The 15,892-nt window shown below is 54.1% G+C and carries 15 protein-coding genes and 5 tRNA genes; 2 read left to right on the top strand and 18 right to left on the bottom strand.

Annotation, left to right across the window (positions count from 1 at the left end; translation table 11 throughout):
* Position 1: 1 nt before the first annotated feature.
* The 18 genes from luxS to mltB all read right to left on the bottom strand — a co-directional run bounded on the left by luxS (position 2) and on the right by mltB (position 14,086).
* The gene (gene luxS / locus ACUY4Q_RS05500; RefSeq protein WP_458046068.1) at positions 2-517 is read right to left on the bottom strand and encodes an S-ribosylhomocysteine lyase; all 516 of its coding nucleotides are present in this window, start codon (positions 515-517) and stop codon (positions 2-4) included.
* A gap of 151 nt (positions 518-668) precedes the next feature.
* Positions 669-2,213, bottom strand: coding sequence for a glutamate--cysteine ligase (gshA, locus tag ACUY4Q_RS05495; protein WP_458046067.1), 1,545 nt, complete (start codon positions 2,211-2,213; stop codon positions 669-671).
* Between the two features lie 80 nt (positions 2,214-2,293).
* Positions 2,294-2,722, bottom strand: a complete 429-nt coding sequence (locus ACUY4Q_RS05490) for a YqaA family protein (protein ID WP_458046066.1) — start codon at positions 2,720-2,722, stop codon at positions 2,294-2,296.
* Entirely contained in the window at positions 2,719-3,285 is a 567-nt protein-coding gene (gene yqaB, locus ACUY4Q_RS05485; protein WP_458047265.1) for a fructose-1-phosphate/6-phosphogluconate phosphatase, read from the bottom strand. The genes ACUY4Q_RS05490 and yqaB overlap by 4 nt, the downstream gene beginning before the upstream one ends.
* A gap of 282 nt (positions 3,286-3,567) precedes the next feature.
* A tRNA-Arg gene (locus ACUY4Q_RS05480) sits at positions 3,568-3,644 on the bottom strand.
* A 175-nt stretch (positions 3,645-3,819) separates the two neighbouring features.
* Positions 3,820-3,896: transfer RNA gene (locus ACUY4Q_RS05475), tRNA-Arg, on the bottom strand.
* A 175-nt stretch (positions 3,897-4,071) separates the two neighbouring features.
* Positions 4,072-4,148 (bottom strand) — tRNA-Arg (locus ACUY4Q_RS05470).
* 193 nt (positions 4,149-4,341) lie between these two features.
* Positions 4,342-4,418, bottom strand: a tRNA-Arg gene (locus tag ACUY4Q_RS05465).
* A 4-nt stretch (positions 4,419-4,422) separates the two neighbouring features.
* A tRNA-Ser gene (locus ACUY4Q_RS05460) sits at positions 4,423-4,515 on the bottom strand.
* Positions 4,516-4,837: 322 nt separating this feature from the next.
* On the bottom strand, positions 4,838-5,023 hold the full coding sequence (gene csrA, locus ACUY4Q_RS05455; protein WP_002434672.1) for a carbon storage regulator CsrA: 186 nt from the start codon (positions 5,021-5,023) through the stop codon (positions 4,838-4,840).
* 242 nt (positions 5,024-5,265) lie between these two features.
* Complete coding sequence (alaS, locus tag ACUY4Q_RS05450; RefSeq protein ID WP_458046065.1) at positions 5,266-7,893, bottom strand: alanine--tRNA ligase; 2,628 nt, start codon at positions 7,891-7,893, stop codon at positions 5,266-5,268.
* A gap of 129 nt (positions 7,894-8,022) precedes the next feature.
* Positions 8,023-8,523, bottom strand: a complete 501-nt coding sequence (gene recX / locus ACUY4Q_RS05445; RefSeq protein ID WP_458046064.1) for a recombination regulator RecX — start codon at positions 8,521-8,523, stop codon at positions 8,023-8,025.
* A 68-nt stretch (positions 8,524-8,591) separates the two neighbouring features.
* Positions 8,592-9,656, bottom strand: coding sequence for a recombinase RecA (gene recA, locus ACUY4Q_RS05440; protein WP_458046063.1), 1,065 nt, complete (start codon positions 9,654-9,656; stop codon positions 8,592-8,594).
* 88 nt (positions 9,657-9,744) lie between these two features.
* Entirely contained in the window at positions 9,745-10,242 is a 498-nt protein-coding gene (pncC, locus tag ACUY4Q_RS05435) for a nicotinamide-nucleotide amidase (RefSeq protein WP_458046062.1), read from the bottom strand.
* Positions 10,243-10,365: 123 nt separating this feature from the next.
* The gene (locus ACUY4Q_RS05430) at positions 10,366-11,244 is read right to left on the bottom strand and encodes a metal ABC transporter substrate-binding protein (RefSeq protein WP_458046061.1); all 879 of its coding nucleotides are present in this window, start codon (positions 11,242-11,244) and stop codon (positions 10,366-10,368) included.
* Positions 11,241-12,107: a metal ABC transporter permease gene (locus ACUY4Q_RS05425; RefSeq protein ID WP_458046060.1), complete on the bottom strand. Its 867-nt coding sequence runs from the start codon at positions 12,105-12,107 to the stop codon at positions 11,241-11,243. The genes ACUY4Q_RS05430 and ACUY4Q_RS05425 overlap by 4 nt, the downstream gene beginning before the upstream one ends.
* Positions 12,104-12,772: a metal ABC transporter ATP-binding protein gene (locus ACUY4Q_RS05420; protein WP_458046059.1), complete on the bottom strand. Its 669-nt coding sequence runs from the start codon at positions 12,770-12,772 to the stop codon at positions 12,104-12,106. The genes ACUY4Q_RS05425 and ACUY4Q_RS05420 overlap by 4 nt, the downstream gene beginning before the upstream one ends.
* Before the next feature lie 225 nt (positions 12,773-12,997).
* Complete coding sequence (mltB, locus tag ACUY4Q_RS05415) at positions 12,998-14,086, bottom strand: lytic murein transglycosylase B (RefSeq protein ID WP_458046058.1); 1,089 nt, start codon at positions 14,084-14,086, stop codon at positions 12,998-13,000.
* Between the two features lie 266 nt (positions 14,087-14,352).
* Between mltB and srlA the strand changes: the two genes are divergently transcribed.
* On the top strand, positions 14,353-14,916 hold the full coding sequence (gene srlA / locus ACUY4Q_RS05410) for a PTS glucitol/sorbitol transporter subunit IIC (RefSeq protein ID WP_458046057.1): 564 nt from the start codon (positions 14,353-14,355) through the stop codon (positions 14,914-14,916).
* The gene (gene srlE, locus ACUY4Q_RS05405) at positions 14,913-15,884 is read left to right on the top strand and encodes a PTS glucitol/sorbitol transporter subunit IIB (RefSeq protein WP_458046056.1); all 972 of its coding nucleotides are present in this window, start codon (positions 14,913-14,915) and stop codon (positions 15,882-15,884) included. The genes srlA and srlE overlap by 4 nt, the downstream gene beginning before the upstream one ends.
* Positions 15,885-15,892: the final 8 nt, after the last annotated feature.

Below are 15,892 nucleotides of genomic sequence, written 5' to 3'. Positions count from 1 at the left end.
ACTAGATGTGCAGTTCCTGCAGTTTTTCTTTTGGCAGCGCCAGCTCGTCATTGCTGTTTACGCGTACGTCGCGGTCGAGGATATGACGGGCGATGTCCTGCGCTTCAGCCAGAGAGTGCATGTGGTATGTGCCACACTGATAGACGTTCAGCTCCGGGATCTGGTTCTGTTCCTTCACCTTCAACACGTCGGCCATGGCCGCTTTCCAGGCGTCAGCGACGCGCGCTTCGTCCGGCGTGCCAATCAGGCTCATATAGAAACCGGTGCGGCAGCCCATCGGCGAGATATCGATGATTTCGACACCGTTACCGTTGAGATGATCGCGCATAAAGCCAGCAAACAGGTGCTCCAGCGTGTGAATACCTTTTTCAGGCATCACTTCTTTGTTAGGCACACAAAAACGCAGGTCGAATACGGTGATGGCGTCGCCATGCGGCGTGTTCATAGTCTTAGCAACACGGACTGCAGGCGCTTCCATACGGGTATGATCGACAGTGAAGCTATCCAACAATGGCATTTAGTCACCTCCACAGTGATTTTTTTAAAAATAAAATGAACTCTTCGAACGCAGGCGAGTCTGAGTATATGAAAGACGCGCATTTGTTATCATCATCCCTGATTTAGAGATGAATATTTTGGCCACAGTAATGTGGCCTTTTTCTTTTCTGTCAGGCGTGTCTTGCCAGTAACGCCTCGAATGTTTCTGTATCCGACGCCTCGACCTCTTTCTGTCGTGCCCAGGATGCATCGCACTCTTTTCTGAAATCTTCTTCGCGCAAGATTTCCAACGGCTCTTCGCGCAGCATGGTACGGTAGCTATCTGCCAGTGACTTACCTGTCCCACCGATACCTTGATCAAGCATAGATCGCAGTATGCGTGCCGAGAAAGTCAGCTCCGGGTCATCAAAACTTGCCACCAGCTCTGCACAGACCTTTTCGTAATGATTATCGCCATAAAGGCCATCAAGGATCTGCGCAACACGTTTCAGATCGCTGAACAGATCTTTACCGACCTGCTGAAGCGGGAACTGTTCGGCTTCACATCCCATGCCCAGGGTCAGGCCTGGTTTGCGTCCTTCCAGAATCACACGGTTCCAGTTTGTTCGCGTGCACAACAGTTCATCGCTGCTCATTTCCGGCGCATCTGCCAGTACACACCAGACCATAAACAGATCCAGGAAGCGTACCTGCTGCTCATCCACGCCAATTGGGGTGAACGGATTAATGTCCAGGGAGCGTACTTCGATATACTCAATACCGCCACGCTGCAGAGCTTCTGAAGGCGTTTCACCGCTGCGGGTCACGCGTTTCGGGCGAATCGGTGCGTACAGTTCGTTTTCGATCTGCAGGATATTGGTATTAATCTGCAAATACTTACCGTCTTTCTCAAGGCCGACCTTCGCGTACTCTTCAGAAGGGGTTTTGATAGCACGTTTAAGGGCCGTGACGTAATCGTCGAGGTTATTAAACGTGATCCCCAGATTGCTTTGCGATTTATTGGTGTAGCCTAAGTCGCTCAAGCGCAGTGAGGTCGCATACGGCAGATAGTACATACCACCCGGCGTCTTCTCGAACGGTAACGTGGTAGGTTTACCCTGCAGGAATGAGGGACAGATAGCCGGTGAGGCGCCAAACAGATACGGGATCACCCAGCCAAAGCGGTAATAGTTACGGATCAGGCGGAAATAGCCTGCGGAGACCGACTCTTTATCGGTATCACCGCACTTCGCCTGCCAGAACGCCATGGGCAGCGAGAAGTTATAATGCACACCGGAAATCGTCTGCATCAGCGCGCCATAGCGGTTTTTCAATCCTTCGCGGTACAGCGTCTTCAGTCGGCCAATGTTAGAGCTGCCATATTGCGCCAGCTCAATATCCTGACCATTTTCGATATAGCACGGCATACTCAGCGGCCACATGCGTTCGTCGCCGATTTCACGTGCCGTAAAGCGGTGAACATCACGCATGATGGTCAGCATATGCTGAATATCACCATCAACAGGCGTAATAAATTCCAACAATGCTTCGGCAAAGTCGGTTGTAATCCATTTGTGGGTCAACGCTGAGCCCAGTGACTGTGGATGGCCTGTTGTCGCCAGGGTGCCATCCGCATTAACGCGCAGTGTCTCGCGTTCAAGACCACGTTGAATCCCCTCAAGAGCCTGAGGATTTTTTTCCAGCCAGGACAGTGCCTGCGATACGTCCGGGATCAAATTGACCTCCCGCCTGTAATAATCATTTTATTAAGCATAATTGTAATGGTTGACGATTAAAGGTCACTCACTCAGTCCAATTAGTGCCACCACGTCATACCCTGCAGCGTTACGATGGCCAAAAGCACATAGCGTATCGCTTTTCCAAGGCACAAAAAAAATACCACCGGCCCCCAGGAGATGCGCATCCATCCCGCCAGCAGGCACAGCAAATCGCCTATAACAGGCATCCAGCTTAATAACAGTGTGGCTGCACCATAGCGTCTTAGCCAACCTGTCGCTTTTTCTTGCCAGCGTGATGTTTCACGTAATGGAAAGAAACGCCCAAGAATAACGTTTGTCAGCCCTCCAAGGCTATTACCCATTGTTGCTATTAATACCAGCAGCCAGGGCTGACTCGCGCCAGACAGCAGCAGCGCGACCAGCACCACCTCAGAATTGCCGGGTAGCAAGGTGGCGCTGAGGAAGCTGCTGGCGAATAAAGAGGAGAGTGACAGCAGGTCACTCACAATACGCGCACATCCACCGCATCCATACCTGCCGCACGCGCTGCCTGCAGACCAAAGTCCGCATCTTCGAACACAACGCAACGGGTTGGATCCACCCCCATACGCTCAGCGCATAATAAAAAGGTATCCGGGGCAGGCTTATGGTTTTTCACATCATCTGCAGCGACAACCGCGTCAAAGTAGTGACGCAGGCCAAGGTGTGCCAGGAGCGCTTCGGCAATCGCGGTTTCGCTACCGGTACCGACGGACATCGGACGACGACCATACCACGCCTTGACCACCTCAATCAGTGGTAAAGGACGCACGGTATCAAGCAGCATTGCTTTAACCGCATCGGTTTTTTCACGTGCCAGTGCGTAAGGGTCGAGACTGGCCTGGTTGAATTCAATAACAGACTGCGCAATGCGCCAGGTTGGCGAACCGTTTAATGCCACCATGGCGTCAAAATCGTAGCGCAGACCGTAATGCCCAAGCACCTCATGCCATGCTTTACGATGGGTGGGTTCGGTATCCAGGAGAGTGCCATCCATATCGAAAATCAGACCATCATAACGTTCGTACATCATGTTCTCACAAACCGGATAACGGAACGTTACTTTAACGTAAACAAGGATTTTTGTCGCTGTTAACGGAATGACTGAGTGGGGATGTTTTGAGAATTAGCGATGATGTATTTAGAGGGGGAAACGCATGAAACAGCAGGTTTGTTAGAAGATGGTGCATCCGGGAGGATGACTCTCTTTGTTCGCCCTGCGGGTCGCCGCTAACGCGACGCTATCCTCCCTGGTGCTAACGATTATCTCGCAGACCATGAAACAACAGTTTTGCTGCTATCTCGGAGAAGATGGTGCATCCGGGAGGATTCGAACCTCCGACCGCTCGGTTCGTAGCCGAGTACTCTATCCAGCTGAGCTACGGATGCATCGGGAAATGCTGAGGTATTACTGATATCACGTGTTGCGTAACATGGTGCATCCGGGAGGATGACTCACTTTGTTCGCCCTACGGGTCGCCGCTAACGCAGCGCTATCCTCCCTGGTGCTAACGATTATCTCGTAGACCATGAAACAACAGTTTTGCTGCTATCTCGGAGAAGATGGTGCATCCGGGAGGATTCGAACCTCCGACCGCTCGGTTCGTAGCCGAGTACTCTATCCAGCTGAGCTACGGATGCATCGGGAAATGCTGAGGTATTACTGATATCACGTGTTGCGTAACATGGTGCATCCGGGAGGATGACTCACTTTGTTCGCCCTACGGGTCGCCGCTAACGCAGCGCTATCCTCCCTGGTGCTAACGATTATCTCGTAGACCATGAAACAACAGTTTTGCTGCTATCTCGGAGAAGATGGTGCATCCGGGAGGATTCGAACCTCCGACCGCTCGGTTCGTAGCCGAGTACTCTATCCAGCTGAGCTACGGATGCATCAGGATTACTGCTTTACTACTGATACCTGATGCCATTACTAAAATAACACCAGATAAAAGAGGGTGCATCCAAAAGGATGGCTGACTTCGTTCGCCCTACATGTCGCTGCTGAAACGACTTTATCTTCTCTTGCCCTGTCGATTATCTCGCAGACCATGAAACAACAGTAGTGCTGTTATCTCAAAGAAGATGGTGCATCCGGGAGGATTCGAACCTCCGACCGCTCGGTTCGTAGCCGAGTACTCTATCCAGCTGAGCTACGGATGCAAAATGGCGGTGAGGCGGGGATTCGAACCCCGGATGCAGCTTTTGACCGCATACTCCCTTAGCAGGGGAGCGCCTTCAGCCTCTCGGCCACCTCACCACACACGCCTCTTACGAGTGCTTCGAAGAACTTGTTTCTGCTCATCGTCGCTGCGTGGCGCACATATTACTTTCTGGGACTTATAAGTCAAACAATTTTTCCAGCACCTGAATCGTTTGCACAATTCGCAGACAATTCGTCGCTTAAAAGCGCAAAAAGGATGTTTTATCAGCAAATTTTTAGCGCATGTACCTGTTCATGCAGAGCGTCGAAAACAGCCCAGGAAGGAATATATCAGTGAAGGGCGAAATGAAAAGGTCATAATGCAGGAGGAATACTTCGAAGCGTGTTGCGTCTCGCCGGGGGGCGAGACGCGGTATAATCAAAAACTGGACTGTTGCGATTTTTCAGCCTGGATACGCTGGTAGATCTCTTCACGGTGTACAGACACTTCTTTAGGGGCGTTAACACCAATACGTACCTGGTTACCCTTAACCCCTAAAACAGTCACCGTGACCTCATCCCCAATCATGAGGGTCTCACCAACTCGACGAGTCAGAATCAGCATTCTTTGCTCCTTGAAAGATTAAAAGAGTCGGGTCTCTCTGTATCCCGGCATTCTCCATCATATAACGCCAAAAAGTAAGCGATGACAAACACGTAAAGTGTAAGCAGTCACGGCATTACATTCTGTTATAAGTAAGTTTAGCCGATATACACAACTTCAACCTGACTTTATCGTTTTCAATAGCGTAGTGGCAAGAACGCCATAGCCACAAGGCTATGGCGACTGCATTCGCTTTGTAATTATTACAGTTTTGCGCCTACCCAGCCTTTAACGCTGGCAAGAGCGGCTGGCAACGCTGCTGCATCCGTACCGCCGGCTTGCGCCATGTCCGGACGACCACCGCCTTTACCCCCCACCTGCTGGGCAATCATGCCAACCAATTCCCCTGCTTTAACGCGGTCGGTCACATCCTTAGACACACCCGCAATCAGAGAAACCTTACCTTCTGCTACCGTGGCCAGTACGATAACCGCAGAACCTAACTGATTCTTCAGATCGTCAACCATCGTGCGCAGCATCTTCGGTTCAACGCCAGCCAGCTCGCTGACAAGCAGTTTGACGCCGTTGATCTCTTCAGCCTTGCCAGACAAGCTTGCGCTTTCCTGGGCAGCCTGTTGTTCTTTCAACTGCTGCAGCTCTTTTTCGAGCTGGCGTGAACGCTCCAGTGCAGCGCGCACTTTATCGCCCAGATTAGCGCTATCGCCTTTCAGCAGCTGGGCAATGTCATGCAGTTGATCGCTTTGAGCATGTAGTGCAGCAATCGCGCCTTCCCCGGTTACCGCCTCGATACGGCGCACACCTGCCGCAGTACCGGATTCCGACACAATGCGGAACAGGCCAATATCACCCGTGCGCGATGCGTGCGTGCCACCACAGAGTTCGGTAGAGAAATCGCCCATACGCAGAACGCGCACGCGATCGTCATACTTCTCACCGAACAGTGCCATAGCGCCCGACGCTTTAGCGGCATCGATATCCATAATATTGGTTTCGATGGGCAGATTGCGGCGAATTTGTTCATTCACCTTATCTTCAACCGCGCGAATTTCTGACGGTTTCATTGCTTCGAAATGGGAGAAGTCAAAACGCAGCGCTTTGTCATTCACCAGCGAGCCTTTCTGTGCAACATGCGTGCCCAGCACTTCGCGCAGAGCGGCATGCATCAGGTGCGTTGCAGAGTGGTTCAGACGAATGCGCAGACGACGAGCTTCGTCGACTTCGGCTTTCACACCGTCGCCCACTTTCAGCGAACCGGACACCACTTTGCCGATATGACCAATGGCCTGACCATATTTCTGGGTATCGTTCACGGTAAAGGCAAAGCCGTTACCCTTCAGTTCGCCTTTATCACCAACCTGGCCACCGGATTCAGCATAGAACGGTGTCTCGTTCAGAACCACTACCGCATCCTGACCGGCGCTCACTGCGTCCACGGCTTTACCGTCCACAAACAGTGCAGTAATTTTACCGTTCAGCTCCAGGTGGTCGTAGCCTTTAAACTCTGAGCTGCCCTCAACACGGATCAGGGTGTTGTAATCAGCACCAAAGCCGCTGGATTCACGCGCACGACGACGCTGCTCTTCCATTGCGGCTTCAAAGCCCGCTTCATCTACTTTGATGTTGCGCTCACGGCAGACATCCGCGGTCAGATCGACAGGGAAGCCGTAGGTGTCATACAGACGGAAGGCCGTTTCCCCATCCAGCGTATCGCCTTTCAGCTTCGACAGTTCGTCATCCAGCAGTGCCAGACCACGCTCAAGGGTGCGTGCAAACTGCTCTTCTTCGGTTTTCAGAACCTGCTCAACCTGAGCCTGCTGGCGCTTCAGCTCTTCGCCCGCAGAGCCCATCACATCCAGCAACGGACCGACCAGTTTGAAGAAGAAGGTGTCTTTCGCGCCCAGCATATTCCCGTGGCGAATCGCACGACGAATAATGCGGCGTAAAACGTAGCCACGGTTTTCGTTGGAAGGGATGACGCCATCAGCAATGAGGAAGGCACAGGAGCGGATATGGTCAGCAATCACGCGCAGGGACTTATTGCCCAGATCGGTTGCGCCAGTCACTTCAGCAACGGATTTAATCAATTTGCTGAACAGATCAATTTCGTAGTTAGAGTTCACGTGCTGCAGCACGGCGGCAATACGCTCCAGGCCCATACCGGTATCCACGGACGGCTTCGGCAGCGGTTCCATGGTGCCGTCAGCCTGGCGGTTGAACTGCATAAAGACGATGTTCCAGATCTCGATATAGCGGTCACCATCTTCTTCCGGGCTTCCCGGAGGACCGCCCCAGATGTGGTCGCCATGGTCAAAGAAGATCTCGGTGCATGGGCCGCAAGGCCCGGTATCGCCCATCTGCCAGAAGTTGTCAGAGGCGAAGGCTGCGCCTTTATTGTCGCCGATGCGGATAATACGCTCGCGAGGAATACCGACTTCTTTTTCCCAGATTTCGTAAGCTTCGTCATCGGTCTCGTACACGGTGACCCACAGACGCTCTTTCGGCAGGTTGAACCAGTTCTCACCGGTCAACAGCTCCCACGCGTACTGAATGGCATCATGTTTGAAATAGTCGCCGAAGCTGAAGTTGCCCAGCATCTCGAAGAAAGTATGGTGACGTGCAGTGTAACCGACGTTTTCCAGGTCGTTGTGTTTACCACCCGCACGAACGCAGCGCTGTGCGGTAGTGGCGCGGGAATAATTACGCTTATCGAGGCCAAGGAATACATCCTTGAACTGGTTCATCCCGGCGTTGGTAAACAGTAAAGTAGGGTCGTTATTTGGCACGAGGGAGCTGCTGGCAACTACCTGGTGACCCTTGCTATGGAAAAAGTCGAGAAACGCCTGACGGATCTCAGCGGTGCTCTTGCTCATAATTATCCTGGAATCAAGCTAACGAAATGTCGCAGCGGGTTGCTACCCTTCGACGGGCAGCAACCCGCTACTGGAAAAAGTGGGAATAAGATAAGTTTTCTTTACTACGAAGTAAAATCCCGTATGCGGTCAATCGGTAAAATTTCGCCAGATTTCCTGAATATCTTCCAGTAAATAGCCGCGATAGAGTAAAAAGCGTTGCACTTTAACTTTTTCGGCAAACTGCGTCGGCAGAGGCTCGCCGAACTTACGCTGGGCCTGCTCTCGTGCCCGTTCACTCCAGTCGATATCGCAGTCACGCATCGCACTTTCACCGATCTCCCGTGACAGCCCTTTCTGCCCCAACTCCTGACGGATACGCGCGGGCCCATACCCTTTGCGACTGCGGCTGGCAATAAACTGCCGGGCGAAGCGTTCATCATCGAGATAGCGATTTTCGCTGCACCACTCAATGACGTTGTCGAGATCGTCCTGGCTGACCTCCACTTTTTCGAGGCCATTCTTACTCATGACAGGTGCGGTAAGCTTGCGTCGTAACTCGGCTTCCCCATGGTCACGCATCGCCAGAATGCGTAATGCGCGATCGAGCAAGCGAGCATAATCGGAGCGACGGGGTTCGTTTTCAGACATGGCTAAATCCTGTTGTCTCCAAATAGCAAAAGGGCTGCATCAGCAGCCCTTGATTGTCGTTCAGATTATCAGAAATCTTCGTTGGTTTCTTCGGCGTCGTCGCCGCGGTCATCAACAGAAAAGTCCGGTTTATCGCTCGGATTACTGAGCAGAATTTCACGCACCTTCTTCTCAATTTCTTTTGCCGTTGCCGGGTTTTCTTTCAGCCAGTTGGTCGCATTCGCTTTACCCTGACCGATTTTATCGCCGTTGTAGCTGTACCAGGCGCCCGCTTTTTCAATCAGCTTCTCTTTCACGCCAAGGTCAACCAGCTCACCGTAGAAGTTGATGCCTTCACCGTAAAGGATCTGGAATTCAGCTTGTTTAAACGGTGCAGCAATTTTGTTTTTCACCACTTTAACGCGGGTCTCACTGCCCACCACGTTATCGCCTTCTTTCACCGCCCCGATGCGACGAATGTCCAGGCGAACAGATGCGTAGAATTTCAGTGCATTACCACCGGTGGTGGTTTCCGGGTTACCGAACATCACACCAATTTTCATACGGATCTGGTTGATGAAAATCAGCAGGGTGTTGGACTGCTTCAGGTTACCCGCCAGCTTACGCATCGCCTGGCTCATCATACGTGCCGCGAGGCCCATGTGAGAGTCACCGATTTCACCTTCGATCTCTGCTTTCGGCGTCAGGGCCGCAACGGAGTCGACCACGATAACGTCGACCGCGCCAGAACGCGCCAGCGCGTCACAAATTTCCAGCGCCTGCTCACCGGTGTCCGGCTGAGAACAGAGCAGGTTGTCGATATCAACGCCCAGTTTACGTGCATAGACAGGGTCCAGCGCGTGTTCCGCATCGATAAATGCACAGGTTTTACCTTCGCGCTGTGCAGAGGCGATAACCTGCAGCGTCAGCGTGGTTTTACCGGAAGATTCCGGCCCGTAAATTTCGACGACACGGCCCATTGGCAGACCGCCCGCACCCAGCGCGATATCCAGAGACAGGGAACCCGTAGAGATGGTCTCCACATCCATAGAACGGTCTTCACCCAGACGCATGATGGAGCCTTTACCGAATTGCTTTTCGATCTGACCCAGCGCGGCCGCAAGTGCTTTCTGTTTGTTTTCGTCGATAGCCATTATTACTCCTGTCATGCAAGGTGAAGCGCTATGCTTCGCCGTGAATTTCTGATCTGATGCCGCAATTATACTGTATGGTCATACAGTATCAAGTGTTTTGTAGAAAATGTTGCCAGAGCGTTTTTAAGGCATACGACGTGGCCTGACGGCGCACCGATTCCCGGTCTCCCTCAAAGCATTCACGACGCGTAATCCCCTGTCCATTCACACAGGCAAAGCCGAACCACACGGTTCCAACGGGTTTATCTTCACTGCCCCCTTCCGGCCCGGCAATGCCGCTAATGGAAACGGCATAATCTGCTCGCGCCGCCTTCAACGCACCGACTGCCATCTCCACGACTACCGGCTCACTGACGGCGCCATGGGCCGCCAGTGTTTCCGGCTTAACGCCAATCATCTGCGACTTGGCTTCATTGCTGTAGGTGACAAAACCGCGTTCAAACCAGGCAGAGCTACCGGCAATATCCGTGATTACCTTCGCCACCCAGCCGCCCGTACAGGACTCGGCGGTGGTGAGCGTTGCGCCCCGCGCTTTCAACGCCAGACCCACACGCTCGCTTAATTGCATCATTTCATTGTCCGTCATGAAGACTCCTGTCATGCCAAAACCGTGGCAGAAAGATAGCACTTTCAGGACAAAGGTGGGGACGAGGTGATGAATTTACGAGGAGGCTTCAGAAAAAAGCCAGCGTGCGCTGGCTTTCGATCCTTATTTCATGCTGTTGACAAGGGTTTCGACATTATGGCGAAACGCCTGGGTATAGGTCTCTGCTTCGCCCCCTTTCTTGCTCAACGCTTCGGGGTACAGCTCCCCGCCTGGCTGTGCGCCAGTGGCTGTCGCTATCTGTTTGACCAGCCGCGGATCAAGCTGATTTTCCATAAACCAGGTGTGCACCCCGTCTGCTTTTATCTGCTTGATTAAGCCTGCAACCTGCTGTGCACTGGCTTCACTTTCTGACGAGAGACCTTGTGGGGCCAGGAAGGTGACACCGTAGGCGCGACCGAAGTAGCCAAAGGCATCATGGCTGGTCAGCACTTTACGTTTTTCCTGTGGAATACCCCTGAACTGCCCTTTTGCCCAGCTATCAAGCTGTTGAATCTGCTCAATGTATTTCTGCCCACTGGCCTTGAGAGCCACCTCATCCTGCGGGTCCGCTTTCACCAGCGCCGCCAGGATATTTTGCGCATAAAGGGCACCGTTTGCCGCACTGTTCCAGGCGTGGGGGTCAGTGACCGTTTTGCCCTCTTCCTCCAGGGTATGTGTTTTCACCCCTTCGGAAGCCACCACCACCGTACCTTTAAAGCCGGACGCTTTGACCAACCGGTCGAGCCAACCTTCAAGCCCAAGTCCGTTGACCACCACCACATCCGCTTTATTGAGCAGCGCGCTGTCTTTCGCACTGGGTTCGAAGGTATGCGGGTCACCGTCCGGCCCCACCAGGGTGGTGACGTTCACATGCTCGCCCCCGGTTTTCGCCGCGATATCACCCAGCACTGAAAAGCTCGCGACCACGTTCAGCGTTTTTGCCATTGCCCCTTGCGTCATAAGCCCGAAAGCCAACGCCAGCACCACTCTTGTTTTTTTCATCCTGTCCCCTTGCCTGATTTTTGTGCCCGCAAGCTGCTGCGCGCGCCGAATAAAATCGAAAAAATAAATACACCACTCGCCGTGAGTACAATGGATGGCCCGGCTGGCAGACCCGCCCCCCATGAGAGGCTCAGGCCCAGCCATGCGCACATCGCCCCGGTGATGCCTGCAAACAGTAATAATCCGGGTAGCGTCCGCGCCCAGCAGCGTGCCGCCACGGCCGGTAAAATCATCACCCCCACCGCCATCAACGTGCCCAGTACCTGGAAACCGGCCACGAGATTCAGTACCAGCAGAGCCAGAAACAGGCTGTGGAAAAGCGCGGGCAGCCGAGGCGAGTTAATCTGTAAAAAGGCGCTGTCGAAGGCTTCGCTGACAAAACCGCGATAACACAGCGCCAGACAAAGCAGCGTCAGGCTGGCGACGCCCGCAACAAAAAGCGCAGCATCGCTGTCCACCGCCAGCACCGAGCCAAACAGTAAATGCAACAGATCGACGCTGGAGCCACGCAGGGAGACCAGGGTGACGCCCAGGGCGAGAGAGGTGAGATAGAGACCGGCAAAGCTGGCATCCTCCTTCAGCGGCGTGCGACGGCTGATCATTCCCGCCACCAGCGCCACCACGATCCCGGCGATAAATCCGCCCAGGCTCATCGCCAGCAAAGACATGCCATTCAATAAGAAGCCCACCGCTACCCCCGGTAAAATGGCGTGCGACAGCGCATCCCCCATCAGACTCATGCGGCGTAATTGCAGAAAAACACCCAGTGCCGTGGTGCTGACAGACAACGCCAGGCAGACCACCAGCGCACGGCGCATAAAACCAAACTCAACAAACGGCTGAAAAAAGAGATGCCACATCATGCCAGGCAGCCCTCGTGCGTCTGCAAAGAGGTAGCGCCCCAGTTGGCGCTCACGCCGTCAAGACGCAGCGTCTGCGGGAAATAGCGCGATACGCGCTCGCTGTCGTGCAGGACAGCGAGAATGGTTTGCCCCTGCTGATGCATCGCCACAATGTGCTCCATCAGCAGTTGGCTGGTGACTTCATCCACCCCGGTGAAGGGCTCATCCAGCATCACCAGCGGTGCCTGTTGCAGCCACATGCGGGCAAAGAGCATGCGCTGAAATTGGCCGCCGGAGAGGGCGTCAATGGGGGTGCCTGCCATCGCCAGCAACCCGACGCGCTCCAGCGCCACGGACACCTGCATTCGTGCCCGCCGATTCAGGGCCCGGAACAGCGAAATACGCGGCCAGCTTCCCATGCTCACCACATCCTGCACGGTCAGCGGAAAACAGGGATCGAGCGTCTGGCGCTGGGCCAACCAGCCGATGGCTGGCCGTGATGTAGACCAGCGGAGCGCACCACTTACCGGCGCGAGCACGCCGGCCAGGGTTTTCAGTAAGGTTGATTTTCCACAGCCGTTAGCACCGACAATCGCCGTCATGCTGCCGCGCTCTACCACGCCGCAAAGCGAAGGCGTGACGGCCTGCGCGCCGTAGCCTGCCACCAGATGGTCAAGTTCAATCATGGCAGCGCCACCGCCCATGCCGTCAGCAACCAGAGCCCTGCGAGCAGCACGATTGACAGCCCCAGCCGCAACCAGCCAGAGCAGGAGAAAAGCGTTCTATCCGTCATCACACACCTCAATATGTTATAACATAACAATAATCAGATGTGAGAATGAAGTAAAACGAAGTTTGCGTGAGGAGTTTGTCGAAATGTTTCCGTCCCCTCCCGAGGGAGGGGAGCAGAATTAGCGGATACGCGCCAGGGAAACGGCCTGACCAAGCTGCCAGACCGCCATCGCATACTGCGTGCTGTGGTTATAGCGGGTAATGACGTAGAAATTCGGCAAACCGAACCAGTACTCGTATCCCGTTCCCACATCCAGGCGCAGGAGGCTGGCCTGTTGATGATTATCCAGCGGCTGCTGCGGCGTTAATCCAGCGGCCATCAGCTGCGGCACGCTGTAGTTGGTTTTAAAGCCATTCTCCAGCCCCGGCGCCTGCCCGTTCGCCTTCACCGCAACCTCATCTCCTTTCACCCAACCATGCTCTTTGAAGTAGTTGGCCACGCTGCCAATAGCATCGACCGGATCCCAAAGATTGATGTGCCCATCACCGTTGAAGTCCACGGCGTACTGTTTGTAAGACGACGGCATAAACTGACCGTAGCCCATCGCGCCGGCAAAGGAGCCTTTCAGCTCAAGCGGATCGTCACTTTCGTCACGCGCCATTAACAGGAAGGTTTCCAGTTCGCTGGCGAAATAGTCCGCACGGCGCGGGTAGTTGAAGGCCAGCGTCGCCAGTCCATCAAGGATTCGGGTTTTGCCCATCACGCGGCCCCAGCGCGTTTCCACACCAATGATACCGACGATGATTTCCGGCGGCACGCCGTAGACCATCCAGGCGCGGTTCAACGCATCTTCATATTGATTCCAGAACGCGACGCCATTCTGCACGTTATCCGGGGTGATGAATTTACTGCGATAGCGCAGCCATGCGCCGTTCGGACCGGTCGGCCCGGCAGTGCTGGGGGCCTGGCGATCCATCTGGTCGAGCACATAGTTCAGCCGCTTCGCCTGAGAGATAATTTCGTGCAATTGCTGACGGTCAAATCCGTGTTTACTGACCATGTCATTGATGAATTTTTCAGCCGCGGGATTGTTGGCGAAATCGCCGCCCATCACGGTGACATTGTGTTGCGGTTTAAGCAAGAACCCGCCGGACGGGGTGCCGGTTGTCGGTGCGGGCACCGAGGCTTCGGTTTGCTGAGTTTTGCTGCTGCAGGCGGCAAGTAAGACGAGCGCGGGGAGAAGCGCTACGTAACGACGCTTAAACATGAGACATCCATTTAACAAGACCATCGACGAGGAAGAATTATGGTAAAACATACGGCCTTGCACAAGGAAGCATCATCATCTTCCGCTCCTCATTCCGTTGTCTGAAAATTCCTTTTTCTGCTTTTCAAAACCCTTCACCCCACCAAATCTTTCACAATGATCAATTTATCTTTCATATTGAGATCTAAATAACACTTTTAAACCTTTCAAAGTGATTATTATATGCGCCACCTACACAACAACAAACGATCCTGAAGGAGAGAACAATGATCGAAACCATTTCCCATGGTGCCGAGTGGTTCATCGGGCTGTTTCAGAAAGGGGGGGAAGTGTTTACCGGAATGGTCACCGGTATTTTGCCCTTGCTGATTAGCCTGCTGGTTATCATGAACGCCCTGATTAACTTTATCGGTCAGCACCGTATTGAGCAGTTGGCCCAGCGCTGCGCCGGGAATCCCATTACGCGTTATCTGCTGCTGCCCTGCGTCGGCACCTTTGTTTTCTGTAACCCCATGACGCTGAGCCTGGGGCGCTTTATGCCCGAGCGTTACAAACCCAGCTACTACGCGGCCGCCTCCTACAGTTGCCACTCAATGAACGGCCTCTTCCCGCATATCAACCCCGGCGAACTCTTTGTTTACCTGGGCATTGCGAATGGCTTGACGACGCTCGGCCTGCCGCTGGGCCCGTTGGCAGTGAGCTATTTACTGGTCGGTCTGGTCACCAACTTCTTCCGTGGCTGGGTCACTGACCTCACCACCTCGATTTTCGAGAAAAAAATGGGCATTCAGCTTGAGAAAAACGTGCATCTCGCCGGAGCAACATCATGAGCCATATTGTGATTGAAAAGGGAACGGGCGGCTGGGGCGGCCCGCTGGTGCTCGATACCCGCGTCAACAAGAAGATCGTTTACATCACCGCGGGCACGCGTCCGGCAATCGTCGACAAACTCGCGCAAATGACCGGCTGGGAAGCCGTCGATGGTTTTAAAGAGGGTGAACCCGCCGAAGCGGAAATTGGCGTCGCCATCATTGACTGCGGCGGTACTCTGCGCTGCGGCATTTACCCCAAACGCCGTATTCCTACCGTGAACATTCACGCCACAGGAAAGTCCGGCCCGCTGGCGCAGTACATCCTTGAAGATATTTATGTCTCCGGCGTCAAGGAAGAGAACATTTACTGGCAGGATGGCGCGGCCACCCCGCAGCCGGTGAAGCGTGACACCGCCGGGCGCGATTACGACAGCAGCAAAAAAATCACCGAACAGAGCGACGGTCTGCTGGCGAAAGTCGGCATGGGGATGGGCTCCGCCGTTGCGGTCCTTTTTCAGGCCGGGCGCGACACTATCGACACGGTGCTGAAAACCATCCTGCCGTTTATGGCCTTCGTCTCGGCACTCATCGGGATAATCATGGCCTCCGGCCTCGGCGACTGGATAGCCCACGGGCTGGCTCCGCTCGCCAGTCATCCTTTGGGTCTGGTGACGCTGGCGCTGATCTGCTCTTTCCCGCTGCTGTCGCCGTTCCTCGGCCCGGGCGCGGTCATCGCGCAGGTTATCGGTGTGCTGATTGGTGTGCAGATCGGTCAGGGCAATATTCCCCCGCACCTCGCCCTGCCCGCCCTGTTCGCCATTAACGCTCAGGCGGCATGTGACTTTATCCCCGTCGGTCTTTCGCTGGCAGAAGCCCGCCAGGACACGGTACGCGTAGGTGTCCCCTCCGTGCTGGTCAGCCGCTTCTTAACCGGTGCGCCGACGGTGCTGATTGCCTGGTTTGTTTCCGGCTTTATTTATCAATAAGAGGTTAT

This window comes from Phytobacter cepae (assembly GCF_054165735.1).
Note: the sequence above shows the minus strand (reverse complement) of the source record. Positions and strands in the feature narration are given on the sequence as shown.

What these genes read in the sequence shown, in the direction of transcription:
- luxS (WP_458046068.1), bottom strand. Translation starts at nt 517, where the DNA reads ATGCCATTGTTGGATAGCTTCACTGTCGATCATACCCGTATGGAAGCG.
- yqaB (WP_458047265.1), bottom strand. Translation starts at nt 3,285, where the DNA reads ATGTACGAACGTTATGATGGTCTGATTTTCGATATGGATGGCACTCTC.
- csrA (WP_002434672.1), bottom strand. Translation starts at nt 5,023, where the DNA reads ATGCTGATTCTGACTCGTCGAGTTGGTGAGACCCTCATGATTGGGGAT.
- alaS (WP_458046065.1), bottom strand. Translation starts at nt 7,893, where the DNA reads ATGAGCAAGAGCACCGCTGAGATCCGTCAGGCGTTTCTCGACTTTTTC.
- recX (WP_458046064.1), bottom strand. Translation starts at nt 8,523, where the DNA reads ATGTCTGAAAACGAACCCCGTCGCTCCGATTATGCTCGCTTGCTCGAT.
- recA (WP_458046063.1), bottom strand. Translation starts at nt 9,656, where the DNA reads ATGGCTATCGACGAAAACAAACAGAAAGCACTTGCGGCCGCGCTGGGT.
- pncC (WP_458046062.1), bottom strand. Translation starts at nt 10,242, where the DNA reads ATGACGGACAATGAAATGATGCAATTAAGCGAGCGTGTGGGTCTGGCG.
- ACUY4Q_RS05430 (WP_458046061.1), bottom strand. Translation starts at nt 11,244, where the DNA reads ATGAAAAAAACAAGAGTGGTGCTGGCGTTGGCTTTCGGGCTTATGACG.
- ACUY4Q_RS05425 (WP_458046060.1), bottom strand. Translation starts at nt 12,107, where the DNA reads ATGATGTGGCATCTCTTTTTTCAGCCGTTTGTTGAGTTTGGTTTTATG.
- ACUY4Q_RS05420 (WP_458046059.1), bottom strand. Translation starts at nt 12,772, where the DNA reads ATGATTGAACTTGACCATCTGGTGGCAGGCTACGGCGCGCAGGCCGTC.
- mltB (WP_458046058.1), bottom strand. Translation starts at nt 14,086, where the DNA reads ATGTTTAAGCGTCGTTACGTAGCGCTTCTCCCCGCGCTCGTCTTACTT.
- srlA (WP_458046057.1), top strand. Translation starts at nt 14,353, where the DNA reads ATGATCGAAACCATTTCCCATGGTGCCGAGTGGTTCATCGGGCTGTTT.
- srlE (WP_458046056.1), top strand. Translation starts at nt 14,913, where the DNA reads ATGAGCCATATTGTGATTGAAAAGGGAACGGGCGGCTGGGGCGGCCCG.